Origin of the sequence: Inquilinus limosus DSM 16000 (assembly GCF_000423185.1) — a bacterium.
In the GTDB taxonomy this organism is placed as follows: domain Bacteria; phylum Pseudomonadota; class Alphaproteobacteria; order DSM-16000; family Inquilinaceae; genus Inquilinus; species Inquilinus limosus.
This window is the reverse complement of record NZ_AUHM01000033.1, coordinates 68,742-88,623: the sequence shown is the minus strand read 5'-3', so window position 1 is coordinate 88,623 and position 19,882 is coordinate 68,742. Positions and strand designations below refer to the sequence as shown.

The 19,882-nt window shown below is 70.4% G+C and carries 18 protein-coding genes and 1 other annotated feature; of the genes, 5 read left to right on the top strand and 13 right to left on the bottom strand.

Features of this window, described 5'->3' with window-relative positions:
• Positions 1 to 5: 5 nt before the first annotated feature.
• Positions 6 to 764, top strand: a complete 759-nt coding sequence (gene otsB, locus G537_RS0124260; RefSeq protein WP_051249044.1) for a trehalose-phosphatase — start codon at positions 6 to 8, stop codon at positions 762 to 764.
• Between the two features lie 14 nt (positions 765 to 778).
• Positions 779 to 2,149, top strand: coding sequence for an alpha,alpha-trehalose-phosphate synthase (UDP-forming) (gene otsA / locus G537_RS39660; protein WP_034852833.1), 1,371 nt, complete (start codon positions 779 to 781; stop codon positions 2,147 to 2,149).
• A gap of 3 nt (positions 2,150 to 2,152) precedes the next feature.
• On the opposite strand, the gene G537_RS0124250 is transcribed toward otsA, so the two are convergent.
• The 6 genes from G537_RS0124250 to G537_RS0124225 all read right to left on the bottom strand — a co-directional run bounded on the left by G537_RS0124250 (position 2,153) and on the right by G537_RS0124225 (position 10,633).
• Complete coding sequence (locus tag G537_RS0124250) at positions 2,153 to 3,187, bottom strand: ABC transporter permease (protein ID WP_211230493.1); 1,035 nt, start codon at positions 3,185 to 3,187, stop codon at positions 2,153 to 2,155.
• 163 nt (positions 3,188 to 3,350) lie between these two features.
• Positions 3,351 to 4,397 (bottom strand): sugar ABC transporter substrate-binding protein, encoded by a 1,047-nt coding sequence (locus G537_RS0124245; protein WP_026872312.1) that lies wholly within the window; start codon positions 4,395 to 4,397, stop codon positions 3,351 to 3,353.
• Positions 4,398 to 4,431: 34 nt separating this feature from the next.
• Positions 4,432 to 5,214 (bottom strand): ATP-binding cassette domain-containing protein, encoded by a 783-nt coding sequence (locus G537_RS0124240; protein ID WP_034852829.1) that lies wholly within the window; start codon positions 5,212 to 5,214, stop codon positions 4,432 to 4,434.
• Positions 5,211 to 6,446, bottom strand: coding sequence for an ROK family transcriptional regulator (locus G537_RS39655; RefSeq protein ID WP_064742203.1), 1,236 nt, complete (start codon positions 6,444 to 6,446; stop codon positions 5,211 to 5,213). The genes G537_RS0124240 and G537_RS39655 overlap by 4 nt, the downstream gene beginning before the upstream one ends.
• 62 nt (positions 6,447 to 6,508) lie before the next feature.
• On the bottom strand, positions 6,509 to 7,747 hold the full coding sequence (locus G537_RS39650) for a class I SAM-dependent methyltransferase (RefSeq protein ID WP_051249042.1): 1,239 nt from the start codon (positions 7,745 to 7,747) through the stop codon (positions 6,509 to 6,511).
• Positions 7,748 to 8,072: 325 nt separating this feature from the next.
• Positions 8,073 to 8,128 (bottom strand) — a sequence feature (sul1 is cis-regulatory element that is thought to sense ions involved in sulfur or methionine metabolism; They are found in Alphaproteobacteria).
• 321 nt (positions 8,129 to 8,449) lie between these two features.
• Positions 8,450 to 10,633 carry a malate synthase G gene (locus tag G537_RS0124225; protein WP_026872310.1) on the bottom strand — a complete coding sequence of 728 codons (2,184 nt, stop codon included), beginning with the start codon at positions 10,631 to 10,633 and terminating at the stop codon, positions 8,450 to 8,452.
• A 174-nt stretch (positions 10,634 to 10,807) separates the two neighbouring features.
• On the opposite strand from G537_RS0124225, the gene G537_RS0124220 reads away from it, so the two are divergent.
• Entirely contained in the window at positions 10,808 to 11,632 is an 825-nt protein-coding gene (locus G537_RS0124220; protein ID WP_026872309.1) for an IclR family transcriptional regulator, read from the top strand.
• A 7-nt stretch (positions 11,633 to 11,639) separates the two neighbouring features.
• Here the strand turns inward: G537_RS0124220 and G537_RS0124215 are convergent, their stop codons facing one another.
• The 7 genes from G537_RS0124215 to G537_RS0124185 form a co-directional block, all read right to left on the bottom strand.
• A complete protein-coding gene (locus G537_RS0124215) occupies positions 11,640 to 11,849 on the bottom strand; it encodes a cold-shock protein (protein ID WP_026872308.1) in 210 nt (69 codons plus the stop codon).
• Positions 11,850 to 12,225: 376 nt separating this feature from the next.
• A complete protein-coding gene (locus tag G537_RS0124210) occupies positions 12,226 to 13,173 on the bottom strand; it encodes a helix-turn-helix domain-containing protein (RefSeq protein ID WP_026872307.1) in 948 nt (315 codons plus the stop codon).
• Positions 13,174 to 13,196: 23 nt separating this feature from the next.
• Positions 13,197 to 14,198: a Csu type fimbrial protein gene (locus G537_RS39645; protein ID WP_051249041.1), complete on the bottom strand. Its 1,002-nt coding sequence runs from the start codon at positions 14,196 to 14,198 to the stop codon at positions 13,197 to 13,199.
• 22 nt (positions 14,199 to 14,220) lie between these two features.
• Entirely contained in the window at positions 14,221 to 14,736 is a 516-nt protein-coding gene (locus G537_RS0124200) for a Csu type fimbrial protein (protein ID WP_026872306.1), read from the bottom strand.
• Between the two features lie 14 nt (positions 14,737 to 14,750).
• Positions 14,751 to 17,132, bottom strand: a complete 2,382-nt coding sequence (locus G537_RS0124195) for a fimbria/pilus outer membrane usher protein (RefSeq protein ID WP_034852826.1) — start codon at positions 17,130 to 17,132, stop codon at positions 14,751 to 14,753.
• 22 nt (positions 17,133 to 17,154) lie between these two features.
• Positions 17,155 to 17,865, bottom strand: a complete 711-nt coding sequence (locus tag G537_RS0124190; protein WP_026872304.1) for a fimbrial biogenesis chaperone — start codon at positions 17,863 to 17,865, stop codon at positions 17,155 to 17,157.
• Between the two features lie 22 nt (positions 17,866 to 17,887).
• Entirely contained in the window at positions 17,888 to 18,436 is a 549-nt protein-coding gene (locus tag G537_RS0124185) for a Csu type fimbrial protein (protein ID WP_034852824.1), read from the bottom strand.
• A gap of 331 nt (positions 18,437 to 18,767) precedes the next feature.
• Here G537_RS0124185 and G537_RS39640 point away from each other — a divergent pair, with 331 nt between their 5' ends.
• Entirely contained in the window at positions 18,768 to 19,391 is a 624-nt protein-coding gene (locus G537_RS39640) for a UdgX family uracil-DNA binding protein (RefSeq protein ID WP_051249040.1), read from the top strand.
• Positions 19,392 to 19,449: 58 nt separating this feature from the next.
• Entirely contained in the window at positions 19,450 to 19,740 is a 291-nt protein-coding gene (locus G537_RS39635; RefSeq protein WP_064742202.1) for a dodecin, read from the top strand.
• Positions 19,741 to 19,882: the final 142 nt, after the last annotated feature.

Sequence of the window (19,882 nt, the reverse complement as noted above, 5' to 3'; positions counted from 1 at the left end):
GGCGCATGGCACCGCAGACCATCGACTCGACTGGCTTCGCCGACAGTATTTCCGGCATGGCCCTGTTCCTCGACGTCGATGGCTGTCTGATCGACTTGGCGGAGCGGCCGGAGGACGTGGTGGTGCCGCCCGGTCTGGTTGCCGATCTCGACCGCCTCTCCGCCCGGCTCGGCGGCGCCCTGGCCCTCGTCTCCGGCCGCGCCATCGCCGATCTCGACCGGCTGTTCGCGCCGCTGCGCCTGGCCGCCGCCGGCCAGCACGGCCTCGAATGGCGGCCCGCGCCGGCGGCGGCGGTCGAGCGCGTGCCGGTCGACCGCGCCGTGCTCGACCGGCTGACCGCGTCCCTGGCCGATTTCGCCTCCGGCCGCCCCGGCCTCCGGGTCGAGCCCAAGGGCGCCGCGGTGGCGATCCACTACCGCCAGGCGCCGCATCTCGGCGCCGACGTGGTCGCCTTCGCCCGCGGCCTGCTGGCGGATGTTCCGGGCTGGCACGCGCTGGCCGGCAAGATGGTGGTCGAGCTGAAGCCCGACGGCGTCGACAAGGGCGCGGCGGTCGACCGCTTCCTGGCGCTGCCGCCCTTTGCCGGGCGCCGGCCCGTGGCGATGGGCGACGACGTCACCGACGAGGACGCCTTCGCCGCGGCGCTGCGCCATGGCGGGATCGCGGTCCTGGTCGGCGACCGGGAACCGACCCGGGCGAACCGGCGTTTGCCTGATCCCGCGGCCGTGCGCGCCTGGATCGCGCAGCTGGCCGCCGCCCGCTGACAAAGGGAAGCCGCATGGGCCGCCTGATCGTGGTCTCGAACCGCATCGCCCCGGTGGAGGAGGGTAAGGCGCCGCAGGGCGGGCTCGCCGTCGCGGTGCTCGCGGCCCTCAGGGAGACCGGCGGCATCTGGCTGGGCTGGAGCGGCCGGCTGGTGGCCGAGGCGTCGGCGCATCCGAAGCTGAAGCGCACCGGCCCTCTCACCTACGCCATGCTCGACCTGACCCAGGACGACTTCGACCTCTACTACAACGGCCACGCCAATTCGACGCTGTGGCCGGTGTTCCACTACCGCAGCCAGCTGGTCCATTACAGCCGCGCGGCGGAGGACGGCTACCGCCGGGTCAACGGCCTGTTCGCCGACGCGCTGCTGCCGCTGCTGCGCCCGGGCGACCGGATCTGGGTGCACGACTACCAGCTCATCCCGCTCGGCCGGGCGCTGCGCGACCGCGGCGTGACGGCGCCGATCGGCTTCTTCCTGCACACCCCCTTCCCGACGCCGGAGGTGCTGCGCACCCTGCCGACGCACCGGGCGCTGCTGCAGGATCTCGCCGCCTACGACGTGGTCGGGCTGCACACCGCGCGCGACCGCGACGCGCTGCTCGCGGCCTGGCACCGCCACTGGCGCGAGACCACGGACGGGCGGGTCGAGATCGACGGCCGCCGGATCGTGGTCGAGGCCTTCCCGATCTCGATCGAGACCGAGGAGATCGCGGCCGACGCCCCGGCCGCGTGGAACATGCGGTCGGCGCACCGGCTGCGCGACAGCCTGGTCGGGCGCGACCTGATCATCGGTGTCGACCGGCTCGACTACTCCAAGGGCCTGCCCCGCCGCTTCGAGGCGTTCCGCACGCTGCTCGAGCGCTGGCCCGACCGGCGCGGCCGCGTCAGCTTCATGCAGATCGCGCCGCCGACCCGCAGCGACGTCGCCGAGTACCAGGAGATCCGGCACGAGCTGGAGAGCCTGGCCGGGTCGATCAACGGCGAGTTCGCCGATATCGACTGGGTGCCGCTGCGCTACCTGAACAAGAGCGTGCCGCGCAAGACGCTGCTGGGCTTCTACCGCTCGGCCAAGGTCGGCCTCGTGACGCCGATGCGCGACGGCATGAACCTGGTCGCCAAGGAATATGTCGCGGCCCAGGACCCGGAGGATCCGGGCGTGCTGGTGCTGTCGGAATTCGCCGGGGCGGCGGAGGAGCTGGAGGCGGCGCTGATCGTCAACCCGTTCGACGTCGAAGGCGTGGCCGAGGCGCTGGAGCGGGCCCTGACCATGCCGCCGGAGGAGCGGCGCGAGCGCCATGCCGCGATGATGCGGGTGCTGCGCACCAACGACATCGGCCACTGGCGCCGCCGCTTCCTGGCGGCGCTGGAGGGGGCGGGGGCCTGAAGGCTACAGATACCGCTTCCGGATCGAGGTCTTCAGCGTGTCCAGCAGCACCGCCGCCAGCACCAGCGTGCCCTGGATCACCTGGGTGTAGTGCGGCGGCATGCCCATGACGTTGATCGCGGTGCGGATCGCGCTCAGCAGCAGCACCCCGGCGAAGACGCCGGACAGGCGGCCGGCGCCGCCCTTCAGGCTGACGCCGCCGATCACCACCGCGGCGAAGGTCTCGAACAGCATGCCGATGCCGAGATTGGCGGTGGCGCCGGCGGTGCGGGCTGCCAGGAGCCAGCCGGCGAAGGCGGCGAGGGCGCCGGACAGCATGAAGGCGATGGTCACCAGCCGGTCGACCTTGATCCCGGCCCGGAACGGCGCCTGCGGGTTGCCGCCGATCATGTAGAGGTGCCGGCCGAACGGCGTCCTGGTCAGGATGAAGCCGAAGACCAGGAACACCGCGATCAGGATCCAGGCCAGGACCGGGATGTCGAGGAAGGTGCCGATGGCGACGGCGCGCAGCTCCGCCGGCAGGCCGTAGACCGAGCGGCCGCTGGAGGATGCCACCACCGTCCCGCGCAGCGCGATATAGGCGGCGAGGGTGACGATGAAGGCGTTGATCCTGAACCGGACCACGAGCGTGGCGTTGACCAGCCCGACGACGCAGCCCAGCAGCACGGCGCCGATCAGCGTCACCGGCAGCGCCAGCCAGGGCGGGTCCATCGTCCAGGCCAGCCCGGCGCCGCTGGTGCCAAAGAACAGCGCCGTCACCATGGCCGAAAGCGCCAGCACCGATTCGATCGACAGGTCCATCTGCCCGGCGATGATCACCAGCGACAGCCCGACCGCGAGGATGCCGACGAAGGTCGACTGTTCCAGGATGTTGAGGAAGATGCCGGTCTGGAAGAAGTCCGGGATGGTCAGCGAGAACACCGCCAGCACGACCAGCAGGATCAGCCAGACGATGTGGTCGAGCGCCGGCTCGATCCAGGTGCGGCCGCGCCGGCCGGCGGTCGGGGAAGCGGGCGGCGCCACGGTGCGGTCCATCATCGGTCCTCAGGGCAAGGGCGGCGGCAACTCCCTATGCCGTCATTGCGACCCCGGCCGTGAGCCGGGGGGAGCAATCCAGCGGCACCGGCCCCTGGATTGCTTCGTCGGCTTCGCCTCCTCGCAATGACGGCGGGGGATGGGCGTATGAAGGCTCTCGCTCGTGTCATTTCACCGGCTGCACCGGCGTGCTGGGCGGCTTCAGGTTGCCCCAGAAGCGCGGGTCGTCGACATTGGCCTTGGTGATCGCGGCGCCCGGGATCTTCAGGTTCGGGCCCCACTTCTCCTCGGTCAGCTCGGCCTTCAGCCCCAGGACGTCGTAGGTCCCGGGCGCCAGCTTCTCCTTGGCCACGATCTTGTCGATGAACATCGCCAGCGCCACGGCCTGGGCGTAGAGCGGCTGCTCCACCTCCACCTGCTCCCAGCCCTTGCGGATCAGGTCGAGGCCGACCGGCGCGCCGTTGGAGCTGACCAGCATCACATCGCCCGGCTTCTTGCCCTTGGCCTCCAGGATTCCGGCCACCGGCACCGCCAGATGCGCGGCATGGACGAAGATCAGGTCGATGTCCGGGTTGGTCAGCAGCTGGTCCGAGGCGATGTTGCCGGCGTTCGTCGCCTCCCACTGCAGCGCCGCCTGGGTGATGATCCTGACGTCCGGGAAGGCCTTCATCTTCGCCTCGAAGCCCTTCTGGATGTCCAGCGTGTAGCTGTCGCCCGGGTCGCCCAGGATCTGCAGCACCTTGCCCTTCACCGATCCGTGCCGGGCCTGCAGCAGGCCCTGGATCTGCTCGGCCGCGATCTCGCCGATCTGCACCGTGCCGGCGACCGAGGTGAAGTCGACCGGGGTCGAGGTGATCTGTCGGTCGAACACCAGCACCGGGATGCCCGCGTCGCGCGCCTTCTGGATGCCGGGCACGACCGAATCGAAATCGACCGCGGCCAGCACGATCGCCTTCGGCTTCAGCCGGATCACGTCGTCGAACTGGTTCAGCTGCAGGTCGGTCCGGTTCTGCGCGTCCAGCGACACGGTCTCGTAGCCGACCTGCCTGAAGCTGTCGGTGATCACATTCACCGACTCGGTCTGGAACTCGTCCAGCAGCGTCGGCACCAGGTAGTAGATCCTGCCCTTGTCCTGGGCGAAGGCGCCGGTTGCGCCCAGGGGCGCCAGGGCGGCCAGCGCGATCGCGGCCGCCCCCAGGGTCCGTCTTGCCATCCGCATGATGCTGCCTCCTCTGTTCCGGGTTTCTTCAGGCGACGCGCTGCGTCACGTCGCCGGTGATCATCCGCACCACCTCCTCGGGGCTGGTCTGGGCCGTCGCCACGTCGCCGGACACCCGGCCGTGGCGCAGCACCACGATCCGGTCCGCCACCTGGAAGGCGTGCGTCATGTTGTGGGTGATCAGGATCACGGCCACGCCCTGGTCGCGCACCCGCGCGATCATCTCCAGGCCGCGCCGCGTCTGCTCGACGCCCAGCGCCGCGAAGGGCTCGTCCAGCATCACCATCTTTCCGCCCCAGTGGACGAAGCGGCTCAGCTCGATCGCCTGGCGCTGGCCGCCGGACAGATGCTCGACATTGATCCGGACCGACGGGATGCGGGTGCCGGCCGCGCTCAGGGCGCGTTCGGTCACCGCCTGCATCTCGCGCTCACGCAGCACCGGCACGCCGAGGATCCTGCGGGTCAGCTCGCGGCCCATGAAGAAATTGGCGACGACGTCGACATTCATGCACAGCGACAGGTCCTGGTAGACCGTCTCGATGCCGCGCGCCTTGGCGTCGGCCGGGCTGGCGAAACGGCATTCCTCGCCCTCGAAGATCACCCGGCCCGCGGTCTGCTGCAGTCCGCCGGAGATGATCTTGATCAGCGTCGACTTGCCGGCGCCGTTGTCGCCCAGAAGCGCCAGAACCTCGCCGGCGCGGACCGTGAAGCTGGCATCGGCCAGCGCCGTGACCGCGCCGAAGCGCATCTGGATGTGCTCCAGCCGCAGCAGCTCCCGGCCTCCAATCCTGGTTTGGGCGGTGTCGGTCATGCCCGTCCCTCCGTGGCGATGGCGGTGGCGTCTCGTGCCGGCGGCGCCGGGGCCGGCTCCGGCTCGGCGAACAGCAGGCCGGAGCGCGGCGAGAGAAGGCCGGAAATGGCCAGGACGGCCGCCCCGACCAGCGCGTTGTCGGCGCCGATGGCGGACAGCGCCAGGCGCGGATGGCTGCGGTCGCTGCGCCGGCTGACCGAAGGAAGCAGCGGCTCCAGCCGTCCGGCCAGGCGGCGCAGGATCGACTCCGGCATCTCGCCGCCCAGCACGACGCAGGCGGGGTCCAGCAGGTTCTCGATGCTGCAGATGGCGCGGCGCAGCGGCGGCACCGCCGCCTCGATCCAGGCGGCGACGGCCGGGTGGCCGGCGGCGTCCGGGTCGGCAAGGTCCAGCGCCACCCCGGCCTCGGCCAGAGCGGTCCGCAACGCATGCACCGAGACATAGGTCTCGAGGCAGCCCTCGTTGCCGCAGCTGCAGCCCCGGCCGCCGGGCACGACCGGCATATGGCCGAACTCGCCGGCATTGCCCCAGGCGCCCTGATGCACATGGCCGTCGATCACCAGCCCACCGCCCAGGCCGAAGCCGAAATGGATGTAGAAGAAATCGCGCAGGCTGCGGCCCAGCCCGAACATCGCCTCGCTCAGCGCCGCGGCCGGGGCGTCGCCGCCGACGAAGGCGGGCAGGCCGGTCAGGTCCCGCAGCCGCTCCGCCGGCGGCACGCCCGCCCAGCCGGCCAGGGTGGTGGGGCCGACGAAGCTCATCGCCTCGACGTCGAAGGGGCCGGGCATGGCCAGGCCGACGCCCAGCACCCGGCCGGGCGCCGCCTCGCGCAGGCGCCGCACCATCGCGTCCATCGCCGGCAGCGCCGTCTCCGGCGTCGCGGCGGGCAGGGCCGCCTGCGCCCGGCCGCGCACGGCGCCGGTCAGGTCCAGCAGCAGGCCGCGCAGGCGGTCGCGCATCAGCTGCAGCCCGACGGCGAAGCCGCCATCCGGGTCGATCGCCAGCTCGATCGCCGGCTGGCCCGGCCGCTTCGGCGTCTCGCGCCGGGCGGTCAGCAGGCCCATCTCCTCGAATTCGCGGATGATGTTGCTGATGGTCTGCGGGCTCAGCGCCACCAGCCGGGCGATCTCGGCGCGCGAGATCGGCCCGTGCAGGCGCACCGCCTCCAGCACGATGCGCCGGTTGTACGGCCGTCCGAGATCCTGGTTCGTGCCCTTCAGCCGCGCAGCCATGGCAGCGCCTCCCGACCGGAAGCGTGATCCCGGGCCGCGAATTCGTCAAATGGTTTTATGAATTAGCGCGAACGCCTGAGCGAGGTCCGCCGCCGCGCATCCGCAGCCACGGGCGGCAGCCTGCCGGAGACGACGGTCAGCTCGACATCCAGCCCGAGCCCGTCGAGCGTCTGCCGGATTTCCGCCTCGTATTCGGGGTTCATCACCAGGACCATGTCGGGCGGTCGGTCCCGCAGCGCCGCAGGCGGCACGATCGGGTGCCCGGTGCCGGCGGTGAAGGCACCTGCCTTGAGCGGGTTGATGTCGACCACCTGGTCGATGGCCCTCTCGCCGGACCGGTCGAGGACGTTCAGGAAGGTGACCCCTTTGGCCCCGCCGCCCCAGAGCGCCAGACGCCGGCCCTCCCATCGGGCGAGGTCCAGCCAGTTCCGCCAGGCCTCCACCGTCGCCGTGAACCGGTCGCCGAAACCGCTGAAGCTGTGCGTGTCGGGCGATGGCGGAGCCGGCTGATCCTCCTCGGACGCGGGGAACGTCGCCTCCGCCACCAGGAACTGGTTCCCGAACGCGGTGTCGACCGAACGGGAACCAAGGCCCGCCAGCCGCAGCGCCCGCGAGAAGGACGAGAGGGTGAAGTAGGAGGCGTGCTCGTAGAGGGGATCCCAGACTCCGAGCTCGTCGAGCATGAAGCCGCCGTTCGGCACCTCGATGAACACCACCCGGGCGGGGCGTGACGCATAGGCGTCGCGGATGGCGCGGAGCAGATCCACCGGGCGGGGCAGGTGCTCCAGCACATGACGGGAGCAGACGATGTCGGCGTGCGGCGCCAGGGACGGCGTGAAGACGTCGCCGATGATGGTGATCGCCGCGTCCCCGGCTGAATCCTGCTTGCCGGAGCGGCTGGGATCGAACCCGATTCCCTCCCGGAGTCCCCGCTCGCACAGCACGCGCAGGAACTCGCCGCGGCCGCATCCGATCTCGACCGCGGTGCCGCCTTCCAGGTCGTAGGCCGAGAGGAGCCGATCGATGAGGTCCTCCGAGAACCGGCGGTAGCGCGGCGAGCCCATCAGCGAGTTCTCGTAGCGCGCATCGTAGACGACCAGCGCGGGGTCGAAGGCGGCATTGAACACATGGCCGCAGCAGCGGCAGCCGACGAGCCTGATGTCGGCCAGGGCGACCTGCCGGGCCTCATCGCTGCTGCGGTGCAACTGGTTGCCGACGATGGGGACATTGGCGAGCTCGACCAGATCCATCAGATCCGACGAGCCGCAGACGATGCATGGGACGTCCAGGCGATCCGGCATCTCTCCTCCGAGGATCAGAAAAGGACGGAGTCCCCCGCCGACGGCCGGACAGCCGCGATCAATCGGCGCGACGAGAGGACTGGAGCGTTTGGGGGAGTGCGGTCGGCCCGATATCCGGGGAGCGGATATCGGCCTCCAGGCATCAGGATCTCTGGTGCATTTGCCGTCCTCGACGATTCCATCGAGAACAGCGGCGACGCTGCCGACTCAGCGAGGGAAGACCTCTGTCAGGCGGGCAGGGCCCGCGCGAATAGCTCTCTTCTCGACGCGCTCTTTGTGAAGAGAGGTATCGGTTTGACCGTCGCCACTGTGTCGATATCGCTAGCGTTGTCCGGCGGATCGGCGGCCGGAAGAGCCACCCGGAATTTCACCGGGTCCGAGCGAGTGCGTCTACGATAACCATCTCCGGCAGGCCGGCAACCGCTGTCCGCCTCGCTCGGCACCATCAATTCGGACGTCACCTGAAAGGACGATCTTGGCCGGCCAGAAGGGGCGCGGCTGAAGAACGGGCTCGTCATGCCTGATATCGGCTGGAGATCTCTGGGCTCCGGCTTGTTTATCTCCGCAACTGCTGCGAGATTTTCTTCTGTTTATTTTCAACCGCGTGCCACAGAGATACTGGATCCGTGCTCTGAGACCTTCGAGGCCCGGATTCTCCCCTCCCCCTGCGAGAGGGGGAGGGGTCTGCGCGCGGCCGCCTGCCTACGCCGCGGCCGCCTTGGCCTCGCGGCGGCGGCGGTGCAGGATCGGCTCGGTGTAGCCGTTGGGCTGGTCGACGCCCAGCAGCACCAGGTCGAGCGCCGCCTGGAAGGCGACGCTGCGGTCGAAATCCGGCGCCATCGGCCGGTAGGCCGGGTCGCTGGCGTTCTGGCGGTCGACCACCGCCGCCATGCGCCGCATCGTCTCCCGCACCTGCTGTTCCGTGCACAGCCCGTGCTTCAGCCAGTTGGCGATGTGCTGGGACGAGATGCGCAGCGTGGCGCGGTCCTCCATCAGCCCGACATTGTGGATGTCCGGCACCTTGGAGCAGCCGATGCCCTGGTCGATCCAGCGCACGACATAGCCCAGGATGCCCTGGGCGTTGTTGTCCAGCTCGCGCTGGATCTCCTCCGCCGACAGGTTGCGGCCGCCCAGCAGCGGCGGGGTCAGGATCGCGTCCAGCTTCGCCTTCGGCCGCAAGCGCAGCTCCTCCTGCCGCGCCGCGACGTCGACCGCGTGGTAGTGCGTCGCGTGCAGCACCGCCGCGGTCGGCGACGGCACCCAGGCGGTGTTGGCCCCGGCGCGGGGATGGCCGATCTTGGCCTGCAGCATCTCGGCCATGGCGTCGGGCTTGGCCCACATGCCCTTGCCGATCTGCGCCCGGCCCTTCAGCCCGGCCGAGAGGCCCTGGTCGACATTGTTGTCCTCATAGGCGGACAGCCAGACGGCGTCCTTGATGTCGCCCTTCGGCAGCACCGGCCCGGCCAGCATGCTGGTGTGGATCTCGTCGCCGGTGCGGTCGAGGAAACCGGTGTTGATGAAGACCAGGCGGTGCCGCACCGCGCGGATGCATTCCTTCAGGTTGACGGTGGTCCGCCGCTCCTCGTCCATCACCCCGACCTTCAGGGTGTGGCGCGGCAGGCCCAGCGCGTCCTCGACCCGGCCGAACAGCGTGTCGGTCAGCGCCGCCTCATCCGGCCCGTGCATCTTCGGCTTGACGATGTAGACGCTGCCGGCGCGGCTGTTGCGCGGCCCCTCGGCCTTCTTCAGGTCGTGGATGGCGCAGAGCGAGGTGACCATGGCGTCGAGGAAGCCTTCCGGCACCTCGTTGCCGTCCTTGTCCAGCACGGCGTCGGTGGTCATCAGATGGCCGACATTGCGCACCAGCATCAGGCTGCGGCCGGGCAGGGTGATGGTGCCGCCGTCGAGCGACGTGTATCGCCGGTCGGGCGCCAGCCGGCGGGTCATGGTCTGGCCGCCCTTGACGAAGGTCTCGGCCAGGTCGCCCTTCATCAGCCCCAGCCAGTTGCGGTAGACCGCGACCTTGTCCTCGGCGTCGACCGCCGCGACTGAATCCTCGCAGTCCTGGATGGTGGTGACCGCGGCCTCCAGCACCACGTCCTTCACCCCCGACGGGTTGCCGGCGCCGATCGGGTGCGACCGGTCGATCTGCAGCTCGACATGCAGCCCGTGGTTGCGGAACAGCAGGGTGCGCCTGCCGTCCTCGCCGGCATGGCCGACGAACTGCTCCGGCCGCGCCAAGGCGGTGGCGGTGCCGTCGGCGAGCACGATCTCCAGCGCCGCCGTCCGGCCGGCGATCGTCAGCCGGTATTCGGCGACCTGGCCGTGGCTCCCGGCGGCCAGCGGGATCGCGGTGTCCAGGACCCGTGCCGCCTCGGCGATCACCGCCTGGCCGCGCTTGCGGTTGTAGCCGGCGCCGGGCGCCAGCTCGCCGGTCTGCGGGATCGCGTCGGTGCCGTACAGCGCGTCGTACAGGCTGCCCCAGCGGGCATTGGCCGCGTTCAGGGCGAAGCGCCCGTTCATCACCGGCACCACCAGCTGCGGCCCGGCGATCGTCGCGATCTCCGGGTCGACATTCGCGGTGTCGATGGTGACGTCCGGCCCTTCCTCGCGCAGATAGCCGATCGAGGTCAGGAAGGCGCGGTATTCGGCCGGGTCGAAGGCCTGCCCCCGCCGCTCCCCGTGCCAGGCGTCGATCTGCTGCTGCAGCCGGTCCCGCTCCGCCAGCAGCGCCCGGTTGGTGGGGCCGAGATCCTTCACGATCTCGGCGAAATGCCGCCAGAAGGCGTCGGGGTCGACGCCGGTGCCGGGGGCGATCTCGCGCTCGACCAGATCCGCCAGGGAGGAGGCCACCTTCAAGGTGTGCCGGGGTGCGTAGGACGTCATGTTCAGCGCCGTGGTTGAAGGGCCATGTCATCCGGCTAGTGCAACCGCCGCGGCCGGTCCAGCGCGCCGCAGGAAGTTTCCCGCGATGTGGAAACCGCCGGGCCGATGCTATGAACAGTCTACAGCCATCGGCGGGACGCCGTCCCGCCGCGCGGCCTCAGGTCGGATGGGTTCATGAGAGAGAGGCGATCGGCGCCGGCCAAATCGGGCGGCGCCCCCAGATCGGGCAGCGTGCAGTCGGTGGAGCGGGCGCTCTCGCTGCTCGAGGCGCTGGGCGAGGACGAGGAGGGCACGCGGCTGACCGACCTCGCCGCCCGCACCGGCCTGTCGCCCTCGACCGCGCACCGCCTGCTGACGACGCTGGAGCAGCGGCGCTTCGTGCAGTTCGATCCGTCGGACGGGATGTGGCACATGGGCCGGCAGGCCTTCGCCGTCGGCGCAGCCTTCGTGCGCCAGCGCAACTTCGTCGCCCCGGCCCTGCCGTTTCTGCGCCGGCTGCGCGACCAGACGCGCGAGACCGCCAATCTCGGCGTCGCCGATGACGGCGAGGTGGTGTGCCTGACCCAGGTGGAGAGCCGCGAGATCATGCGCGCCATCACCCGGGTCGGCGGCCGGGCGCCGATGGCGTCCTCCGGCATGGGCAAGGCGATCCTGTCGACCTATTCCGAGGCCGATGTGGCGGCGGTGGTCGCCCGCCACGGCCTGCCGCGGCTGACGCCGCGGTCGCTGAGCCGCGCCGCCGACCTGGCGGCGGAGCTCACCTTGATCCGCCGGCGCGGCTATGCGGTCGACGACGAGGAGTTCGTCACCGGGCTGCGCTGCGTCGCCGCCGTGGTTCACGACGCGCAGGGCGAGGCGCTGTGCGCGATCTCGGTCTCCGGCCTCGCCACGCGCCTGACGGCGGAGCGGGCGGCGGCGCTGGGCCCGCTCCTGCGCGACACCGCGCGTGAGCTGACCCGCGCCCTGGGCGGAAAGCCGCCCGATCCGGCGGGAGGCTGAGCCGGCGCTAGACCGGCTTCAGGTTCTCGGCCGAGGACTTGTTGCGCCGCGGGTCCATCTGCTCCTCATAGGAGATCTTCTGGCCCTCGGTCAGGCCCCGCAGACCGGCGCGCTCGACGGCGGAGATGTGGACGAACACGTCCGGCCCGCCGCCGTCCGGCTGGATGAAGCCGAAGCCCTTGGTGCTGTTGAACCATTTCACGGTGCCGATCGGCATCGCTCGCCTCCGAAGAAAGGTGGCGCCGTGCGAGAGTGCGCGACGCGTCAGTCGGTCACCGGGTAGGCAGCGATCCGTGGCCGCAGTCGCGGTTGGCCGGCCATCCGAACCGGAGTGACCAGTCATGATGGAATCCGGTTTGCCGCAATGGCAAGAAGAAGATTACGTGATCTCGGCGGCCGGTCCGGGTGCTCGGCGATGCCGCCTCGGACCGGATGGCTTCGCCGTGCGGTCCGGATCATGTGAAGATCTTCGATGTCGAGGCGATCTGGATTTGCCGATGACGGCCGAATTCTGTGCGGCCGCTGGAGTGCCCTGATGAGCATTTATGCTCCGATGGGAAAATCTGCCGGTCCTGCCGGCGCCCGGGCGGCGCTCAGCCCGAATGGCCGCCGGGCCGGGTCAGCAGGCCGCCGATCGAGGCCCTGAACCTGTCGAGGAAGCGTTCGACGATGGCGGCGGACGGGCCGGCGATCTCGACATGGATCCGGCGCTTGTCGGTCGGGTCGACGCTCTTGCGCAGATAGCTCTTCTTGGCCAGCTCGTCGATCCGGCGGACGGTGGTGGAATAGGGCGCGTCGATCAGGCCGCACAGCTCGCTGACCGACACGCCGCGCCGCCCGGCCAGCCGGCTGCCGTGCAGGTACATCAGGATCTGGACGTATTCGACGCTGACGAATTCGTCGCCCAGCGCGCCGGTGAGCGCCTTGATGATGTCGAGCGAGGCGTCGACCAGGGCGACGGGGTTGTCGGTCATCGCAGCGGGTCCGTGGCAGGCGGTGAAGGCGTCGGCCGGGTCCTTGTGGTGCAGGCTCAGCATCTCGGCATGCTGGGCCACGATGTCCTGGCTGAGGTCGGCCATGCGATCGAGGGTGGAATCGATCCGGCCGATCTTCCGCCGGAAGCCGGCCAGGAAGGCGGCGTGGCGCCGGATCAGCGTGCGGATGGCCGCGTCGCCGAGGCTGTGGTCGTAGACGCTGTGGCCGATGAGGTCGAAGGCGAGGTCGCTGGCGCCGAGCAGATCGCGGTCGCCGACGACGATCAGCTTGCGCGAACCACCGCGCAGCGCACCGAGGACGCGGCGGGCGAAGGCGACGTCCACCGGCCTGGGCAGAGAGCTGAAATAGACCAGGGCGAGGTCGGGCTTGAGCGAGCGGACCTGCGGCATGGACTCGCCGGCGATCGGCAGCTCGAACAGATCGCCGAAGGCGCGGATCTCGTTGCGAATGAGGTCGAGGTCGGGCGGCCGGGTGCGGTAGAGGACCGCGAACTTCAGCCTGTCCTTCGTGGCTGCGCCGACGGTGCCGTCCTGATGGTCGCCCATGGGGCCTCCGCTGCCTGTTGCGGTCAGAAGGTCGCGGTGACGACGACCAGGTCGGTGTAGGTGCCGGCGGCGGGCGCTACGGCCAGCGGCGTGGCGAGCTGGGCGCAGACCTGGTGGTTGTTGATCGCGCTGACGATGGTGCCGGTGCCGGCCAGCGGCGAGGCCGTGGTCCAGGCGGTGTTGCAGCCCGGCTGGAACAGCGCATAGGCGAGATAGTCGGTGCCGTTGCGCATCCGCCGGGTGCCGCCGCTGACGTTCTGGCCGTCGTTGATGGTGATGCTGTAGGGCGTCTGGTAGGTGCAGCGGATGCCGACATTGCCGAAGGCCCGCACCCCGGTCGAGCTCGCCCGCGCCGCCGTCACCGACCCCCAGGATCCGAAATCGATGTCCTGGAAGTTCTCGAACTGGCAGTTCTTCGGGACGATCGAGGTGACGGTGAAGCTGGTGGTGATCGTGCCCGTCGGGTTGGCGAGGCCGGCCTCGCAGCTCGCATTGCCGGCGTTGAACAGGTACTTGGTGACGAGCTGGTAGGTGTCCGTGTAGGTGCCGGGCCGGACGCGGTCCTGCTGCTGCCGGTCGAGATAGGTCAGGGTCAGCGTGTTGGTGCCGCTGATGTTCGTGGTGGTCCCGCCGCCGACGACATACAGCTTGATGCCGCCGGTCGACGCGCTACCGCCGCCGTCCCGGGCGTAGCGGCGGTTGAACTGTTCCCGCATCTCCCAGGCGAGGCGGGAGTCGGTGTCGCGGGTCTGGTAGAAGGCGTAGTCGGTCGGGCCGACCTGGCTGCCGGTGGCACGGATATAGGCGCACAGCCGGACATCGGTGAAACGCGTCCGGGACGAGCAGTTGTAGCTGACCTCGCCGGTCGCCGATGCCGACGCGTTCGGAACGATGTCCACCGTGGTCGTTCCGAAATTGCTGATCCCGGTGACCCGGCAGGTCTGGGCCCGGGCGTCGGCCGGCACCAGCAGCAGGGCAAGCGCGGCGAGCGGGGGGAGGAGGAGCAGGCGGAACGGCGCTGTCATCGGACGGGCTTCCCGGCGGGCGTCAATAGGCGACGGTGAGGCGGATGGGCGAGAGAACGTGCTGCCCTCGTGCGGGCGGAACGGCAGGGGCATAGAGCGGGATCGTCACGGGGACGCCGGTGCCGCGGCCGGGGACGGTGTCGACGCCCGGCCGGTCGGTCCGGACGCCGCGGCGGCCGGGATCGCTGGACAGCCGATAGGGGATGGATGCGTCGCCGGCAGTGTCGAGGGCCAGGAGGTAGGGCAGGCCGTTGGTGCAGTCGATGGCGACGCCGGCGGTGCCGTCGGCCGCCCCGCCGGGGAAGGCCGGAACCGGTTCCCGGTCGACGCTGCAGGCCGACGCGATCGTGATCTCGATGCGCAGCGCCGCGGTGTCGGCGACCCGCGGGCCGGCGGTGCCGCTCGCGTTGTCGCCGGGCAGCGAGCCGAGCCCCATCGTCGGCCCCGCTTCCGGCGTCGGCAGGTCCTGGGCCCGGGCCGCGGCGAGCACCAGCGCGAGCGCGGTGCCGGCCAGGGCGACGAGATGCGAGGAGCGCATGGGGATCCTCCCTCTCAGCGGCAGGGAACCGGCCCGATCTCGGGCTGGGCGCCCGGGACGGCCTGGTAGTCGAAGCCGGCGCGGCAGGTGCCGGCGGCCTCGGGCAGGGTGACGGTGACGCCGTTCCGGGCGGACAGGCCGGTCAGGTACGCACGGCCGTCATAGCCGGCGACGGTGGCCTGGTCGGTGCCGTCGAGCTGGACCACGGATCCGACCGGCACCGGCTTGCCGTCCGGGCCGGTCAGGGTGACGATGGCGGCATCCACCTTCTTCACCCCGAAATCGACCACGGCGCCGGAGCGGTCGGCCGGCACCACCACGGCCTGGGTCTCTTCCGGCTGCAGGTCGAGCGCCAGGTTGGCCGGATCGATCGAGATCGTGTTGTTCTGGTAGGACTGCAGATACGGCACGAAGGCGCGGCCGCTGGAATTGGTGGTGGCGACCCGGCGGTTGTTCAGCGAGACTTCGACGTTCGGCCCGCCGGCCTTGACCACGGCGAAGGCGTCCTCGACCCGGTTGGCCAGGAACACGCCGCCGCCGGCGGCGACGATCGCACCCTCGACCGTGCCGGTGACCCGGCCCATGTCGCCCGACTGCTCGACCGAGCCGGCGAGATAGGCGACGGCGGTGCGGTAGTTGACCGAGGCGGCGCGGTTTCCGGTGCCGTCGACCGTCTCCTGGTCGCGCACCGACCAGCCGAAGGAGCCCTCCTCGAGCCGGGCGGATTTGGTCACGCTGGCGTCGAAGCTGGTGCGGTTGCCGTTGCGCGACACATTGGCCGAGGCGGTCATGTCGCCGCCCAGCGGGATGGTCACGCCGGCGAAGACGCCGTAGTTGCTGCGGTCGTCGAAATCGCCGTAGCCGGTGACGTAGACCGAGAGATCCTCGAAGATCGTGCGCGACCAGGAGGCGGTGAGGATCGAGCTGTCGCCGTCCCGGCCGGCGCCGCGGATGCGGGAGAAGCCGAGGCTGAGCGAGGAGGGATCGAGGCCGAGCGGGAAGGACAGGCCGGTGCGCAGCACCTCGCGGGCGCGGGCGGAGACCGGGGCGTCGTTGCCGTGCCGCCGGTCGACCACCAGGCCGACGTCGTTGTAGTCGCCGATCATGCGGTCGGCGCCGGCATAGAAGGACCAGCCGAGGCGCGAGACCTGATAGAAGCCCGAGACCTTGCCGCCGGTCTCGTCCCCGGCCTTGCCGCCGTACCAGCTGCTGGCGGCCGAGGCGTTGACGGCGCCCCAGGGGCCGAGGCTGGCGACGATGCCGGCGCCGCCATTGACCAGGCCGCGGGTTGCCTCGAAATGGCCTTCCAGGGTCAGGGTGTCGGTCAGGCCGTAGCGGATGCTGCCGGAGCCGGCGAGGCTGCGGTCGTAGCGGAAGGAGTCGTCGCCGTAGCCGAGGCGGATGAAGCCGAGCTCGACCGAGAAGTCGAAATAGCCCTCGCGCAGCATGTCCGGCGCGAAGAAATAGGCGCGCTGGGCAACGACCTCGCGGCCGAGCGCGTCGCGCATGACGATGCGGGCGTCGCCGCCGCCGCCGAGGAAGGGCAGGCCGGTGAAGTCGAAGGGCCCGGCCGGGACTTCGCCGGAGAAGACCCGGATGTTGTTGAGATAGAGGTCGAGGGTCGACGGCACCGAGGCGGTGCCGGCGAGGTTCGGCACCGGGGTGGTGACGAGGTCCGGGCGGATGTCGAAGTTGCGTTTGAACTGCAGCCCGCCGAAGCGGTAGGACGAGGTCCAGGACAGCGCGCCGGAAATGCTGTCGCCGGCCTGGTAGACCAGCAGGCTCTCCGGGTCGGTGTACCGCCAGGCGCTGTCGAGGCGGGTGAAGCCGTTGCTCTCTTCGTCGAAATGGTCGAAGTCGTTGATCCGGGCCAGCGCCGTGGTCGAGGCGATGCCGTAGGGCGTCAGCAATCGGGCGTCGACGCTGGCGGACAGCGTGCTGGTGCTGCTGCCGCCGCTGCTCCAGTCATACTGGCTGGTGCCGTACAGCGTGTAGTTCGTCAGGAAGCCGAAATCGGAGCGCACCGCGGACAGGTCGACGGGCCGGCTGCCGGCGCCGACATCGATGCTGGTCGGCACGCGGGCGCCGTCGGGGGCGGTGAAGACCACGATCTGCTTCGGCTCGTCATAGCGCCAGGCGACGCCGGCCAGGCTGTCGAGCGGGACCAGCCCGTCGGGGCCGACCGCGCCGGCCTCCGGCTTGATGCCGGCGGTCTGCAGGTCGCCCGGGGTGGCCGCCAGACGGCCGTCCGGCAGGCGCCTGAAGGTGGCCAGCGCGCCGGTCGGCCGGTCGTTGACGACGACGCCCAGCAGCAGATCCTGGTTCGGATCCGCCCCGTCGGGCGGCGGCACGTCCTGGGCGATCGCCGGCGCCCCGGCGCCGAGGGCGACGAGCATGCACCAGGCGGCGACGTGCGACCTAACGAACGGTCGCCGTCTGGTTGACCGCATAATCGTCCCCCTTGGCGGTGATGGTGACGCCGCTGCCCGGCTGGATGCGGGCGCCCGGCGCGGTCCAGCGGCGGGTCGCGCCCGGCAGCACATAGCCGTTCAGGCCCTGGCCGAAGGCGACCTGGCCGGCGGGCGAGGCGACCGTCAGATTGGCGATCTTGGCGTGACGGCTGCCGGTGTTGGTGGCCTCGACCACCAGGCTGCCGCCGTCGCGGCGGACGTCCCAGCGCAGCTCGGCCCCGGCGGCCCGGTCGGCGAAGAACACCGGGATCGAATAGCGGATCACGAGGTTGACCGAACCGGCGGGGCGGCGGACGTTGACCTCCGGCAGCTCGTCGATCAGCAGCCGGTAGCTGTCCTCGCCGCTGGTGACCGGCGCCGCGGTGCGGGCGACGCGGATGGTGTAGGTCGTGCCCGGCTGCAGCGCGGCGGCCGGGGGGCTGGCGACCACGTCGCGGGCGGGGGTCAGCTGGTCCTCGCCGCCGCTCTGGGTCCATTTGTAGACGCGGATCTGGACGTTGACCGGTCGGTCGCCGTTGTTCCGGAGGTTGACGGAGGACGCCTGGGCCGGCGCGGTCAGGTCGACGGAGACGGGCGACACCTGCAGGGATGCCGCCCGCCCGTCGGTCGCGAAGACCAGCCCAGGGACCACCGCCAGAAGCGCGAGAAGCTTGCGCATCGGGGTGTCCTCAGGCTTGCGGTCAGTAGGTGACGGTGATGGTGACGGTGTCGGTGTAGACGCCGGCCGAGGGGGTGGCCTGCGGCGGCACGCGGCCGAAGACCTGGGTGCTCTGGACCGTGCCGTCGGCGGTCTTGGAGACGACGTTGCCGCCGGCGCCGGTGGTGTTGCCCCAGACCGTGGTGCGGGCCGAATCCTGGTACAGCTGGTAGGAGACGAACTCGGTGCCGTTCTTCATCCGGCGAGTGTTGACGTCGCCGGGCGAGGACGGATTCTGGCCGGCGTTGAGGCCGATCTGGTAGGCGGTGCCGTTGGTGCACTGCACCTGGATCGACCCGGTGCCGCTGGTCGCGGTCTGGCCGTCCACATTGTTGTTCAGCACGCCGTGGCTGCCGAAGTCGAGCACGGCGTCGCCGGCACCGGCGCCGCCGCTGCCGGCATTGACCTGGCATTCCTTGGTGATGGTGATCTTGACCTGCAGATTGCCGGTCGCCGTCGCGGCGTCGGCCGCGGTGAATAGCCCGGTCGCAGCCAGGGCGGCCGCGGCCAGGATCGGGGTAACTGCCTTCATTGTCCTCTCCAAAAGCCATGTTATGAGGCCGGGCTTCTCAATTGCCCGGTTCAGCTCGCACCCTTCCCTGGCCTCCGATGGCCCGCAGGCGAGTCGTGCGCTCTGATGCCTATGCCAAAGGCTGATCCCATCCCCGGGACCGCATTTGGATCTGATTTGTATCAAATTTTAGATAATTTATCTCAATCTCGGCAACAGCAATCTGTCCCACTTTTGAGAAGATCTTCCGGACTCCGCGTGGGTCGAGATGAACCTTTTGGAATCAAGGAGATACTGTGGGTCCAGCCGATCGGCGCCGGAACCGACATGTGACCGGGCCCATTATCCTGGCATGCCCAGGACATCCCCGGATCAGGCATCCTTGGACGCCGTCGCCGCGGAGGCTCGCGGCTGCACCCGCTGCCCGCTCTATCAGGCGGCGACGCAGACCGTGTTCGGCGAAGGCCCGGCGGATGCGCTCGTCGTCTTCGTCGGCGAGCAGCCGGGCGACCAGGAGGACCGGCAGGGCCGGCCCTTCGTCGGCCCGGCCGGGCGGATCTTCGACAAGGCCCTGGCCGAGGCCGGCATCCCGCGCGACCGGACCTACATCACCAACGCGGTCAAGCACTTCAAATTCGCGCCGCGCGGCAAGCGCCGGCTGCACAAGAGCCCCAACGCCTACGAGATCGACCGGTGCAAATGGTGGCTCGACCGCGAGCTGGCATTGATCCAGCCGCGGTTGACCGTGGCGCTCGGCGCCACCGCGGCGCGGGCGCTGGCCGGGCGGCCGTTTCCGATCGGCCAGAACCGCGGCCGGATCCTGGCCTTTCCCAACGGGCTGCGGGGGCTGGTGACCGTTCATCCCTCCGCCCTGTTGCGCGTGCCCGACCAGGAGGCCCGGCATCGCGCCTATGCCGAATTCGTCAAGGACCTCGCGGTCGTGGCCGGCGCGGTGGCCGGTGCCGCCGCGGCGTGACGCCGGAACCGGTCCGGCACGCCCGCCATTCCCCGGATAGGCAACAGGGAGACGGACCATGGGCAACACCTATGCCATCACGGAGCTCGCCGGCTCGTCCGAGCGCAGCCTCGAGGATGCAATTCAGGGCGCCATCGCCACCGCCTCGAAGACGCTGCGCAATCTCGACTGGTTCGAGGTGAAGGAGATCCGCGGCCATATCGAGGGCGACAGTGTCGGCCACTACCAGGTCGTGCTGCGCCTCGGCTTCCGCTACGAGCATGCCCACGCCCAGGCGGTGGCGGAACGGGAGGGCCGGACGGCGGATGTGACCGAGTTGCCCGTCTCCGAGGCCGGGCCCGCGACCTAGCCCGCATTTCTCACACTCCTTGCGCCCTGCGTCGCCGCAAGGCGACCCTTCGGGCCGACGTCACAGGCCGGCAGGGGGCGTCGCCGCGCTTGCCCGATGGCCGCGCATCGCGCTGCGCGCGCCTCCTGCCCTGCCGGCCTGT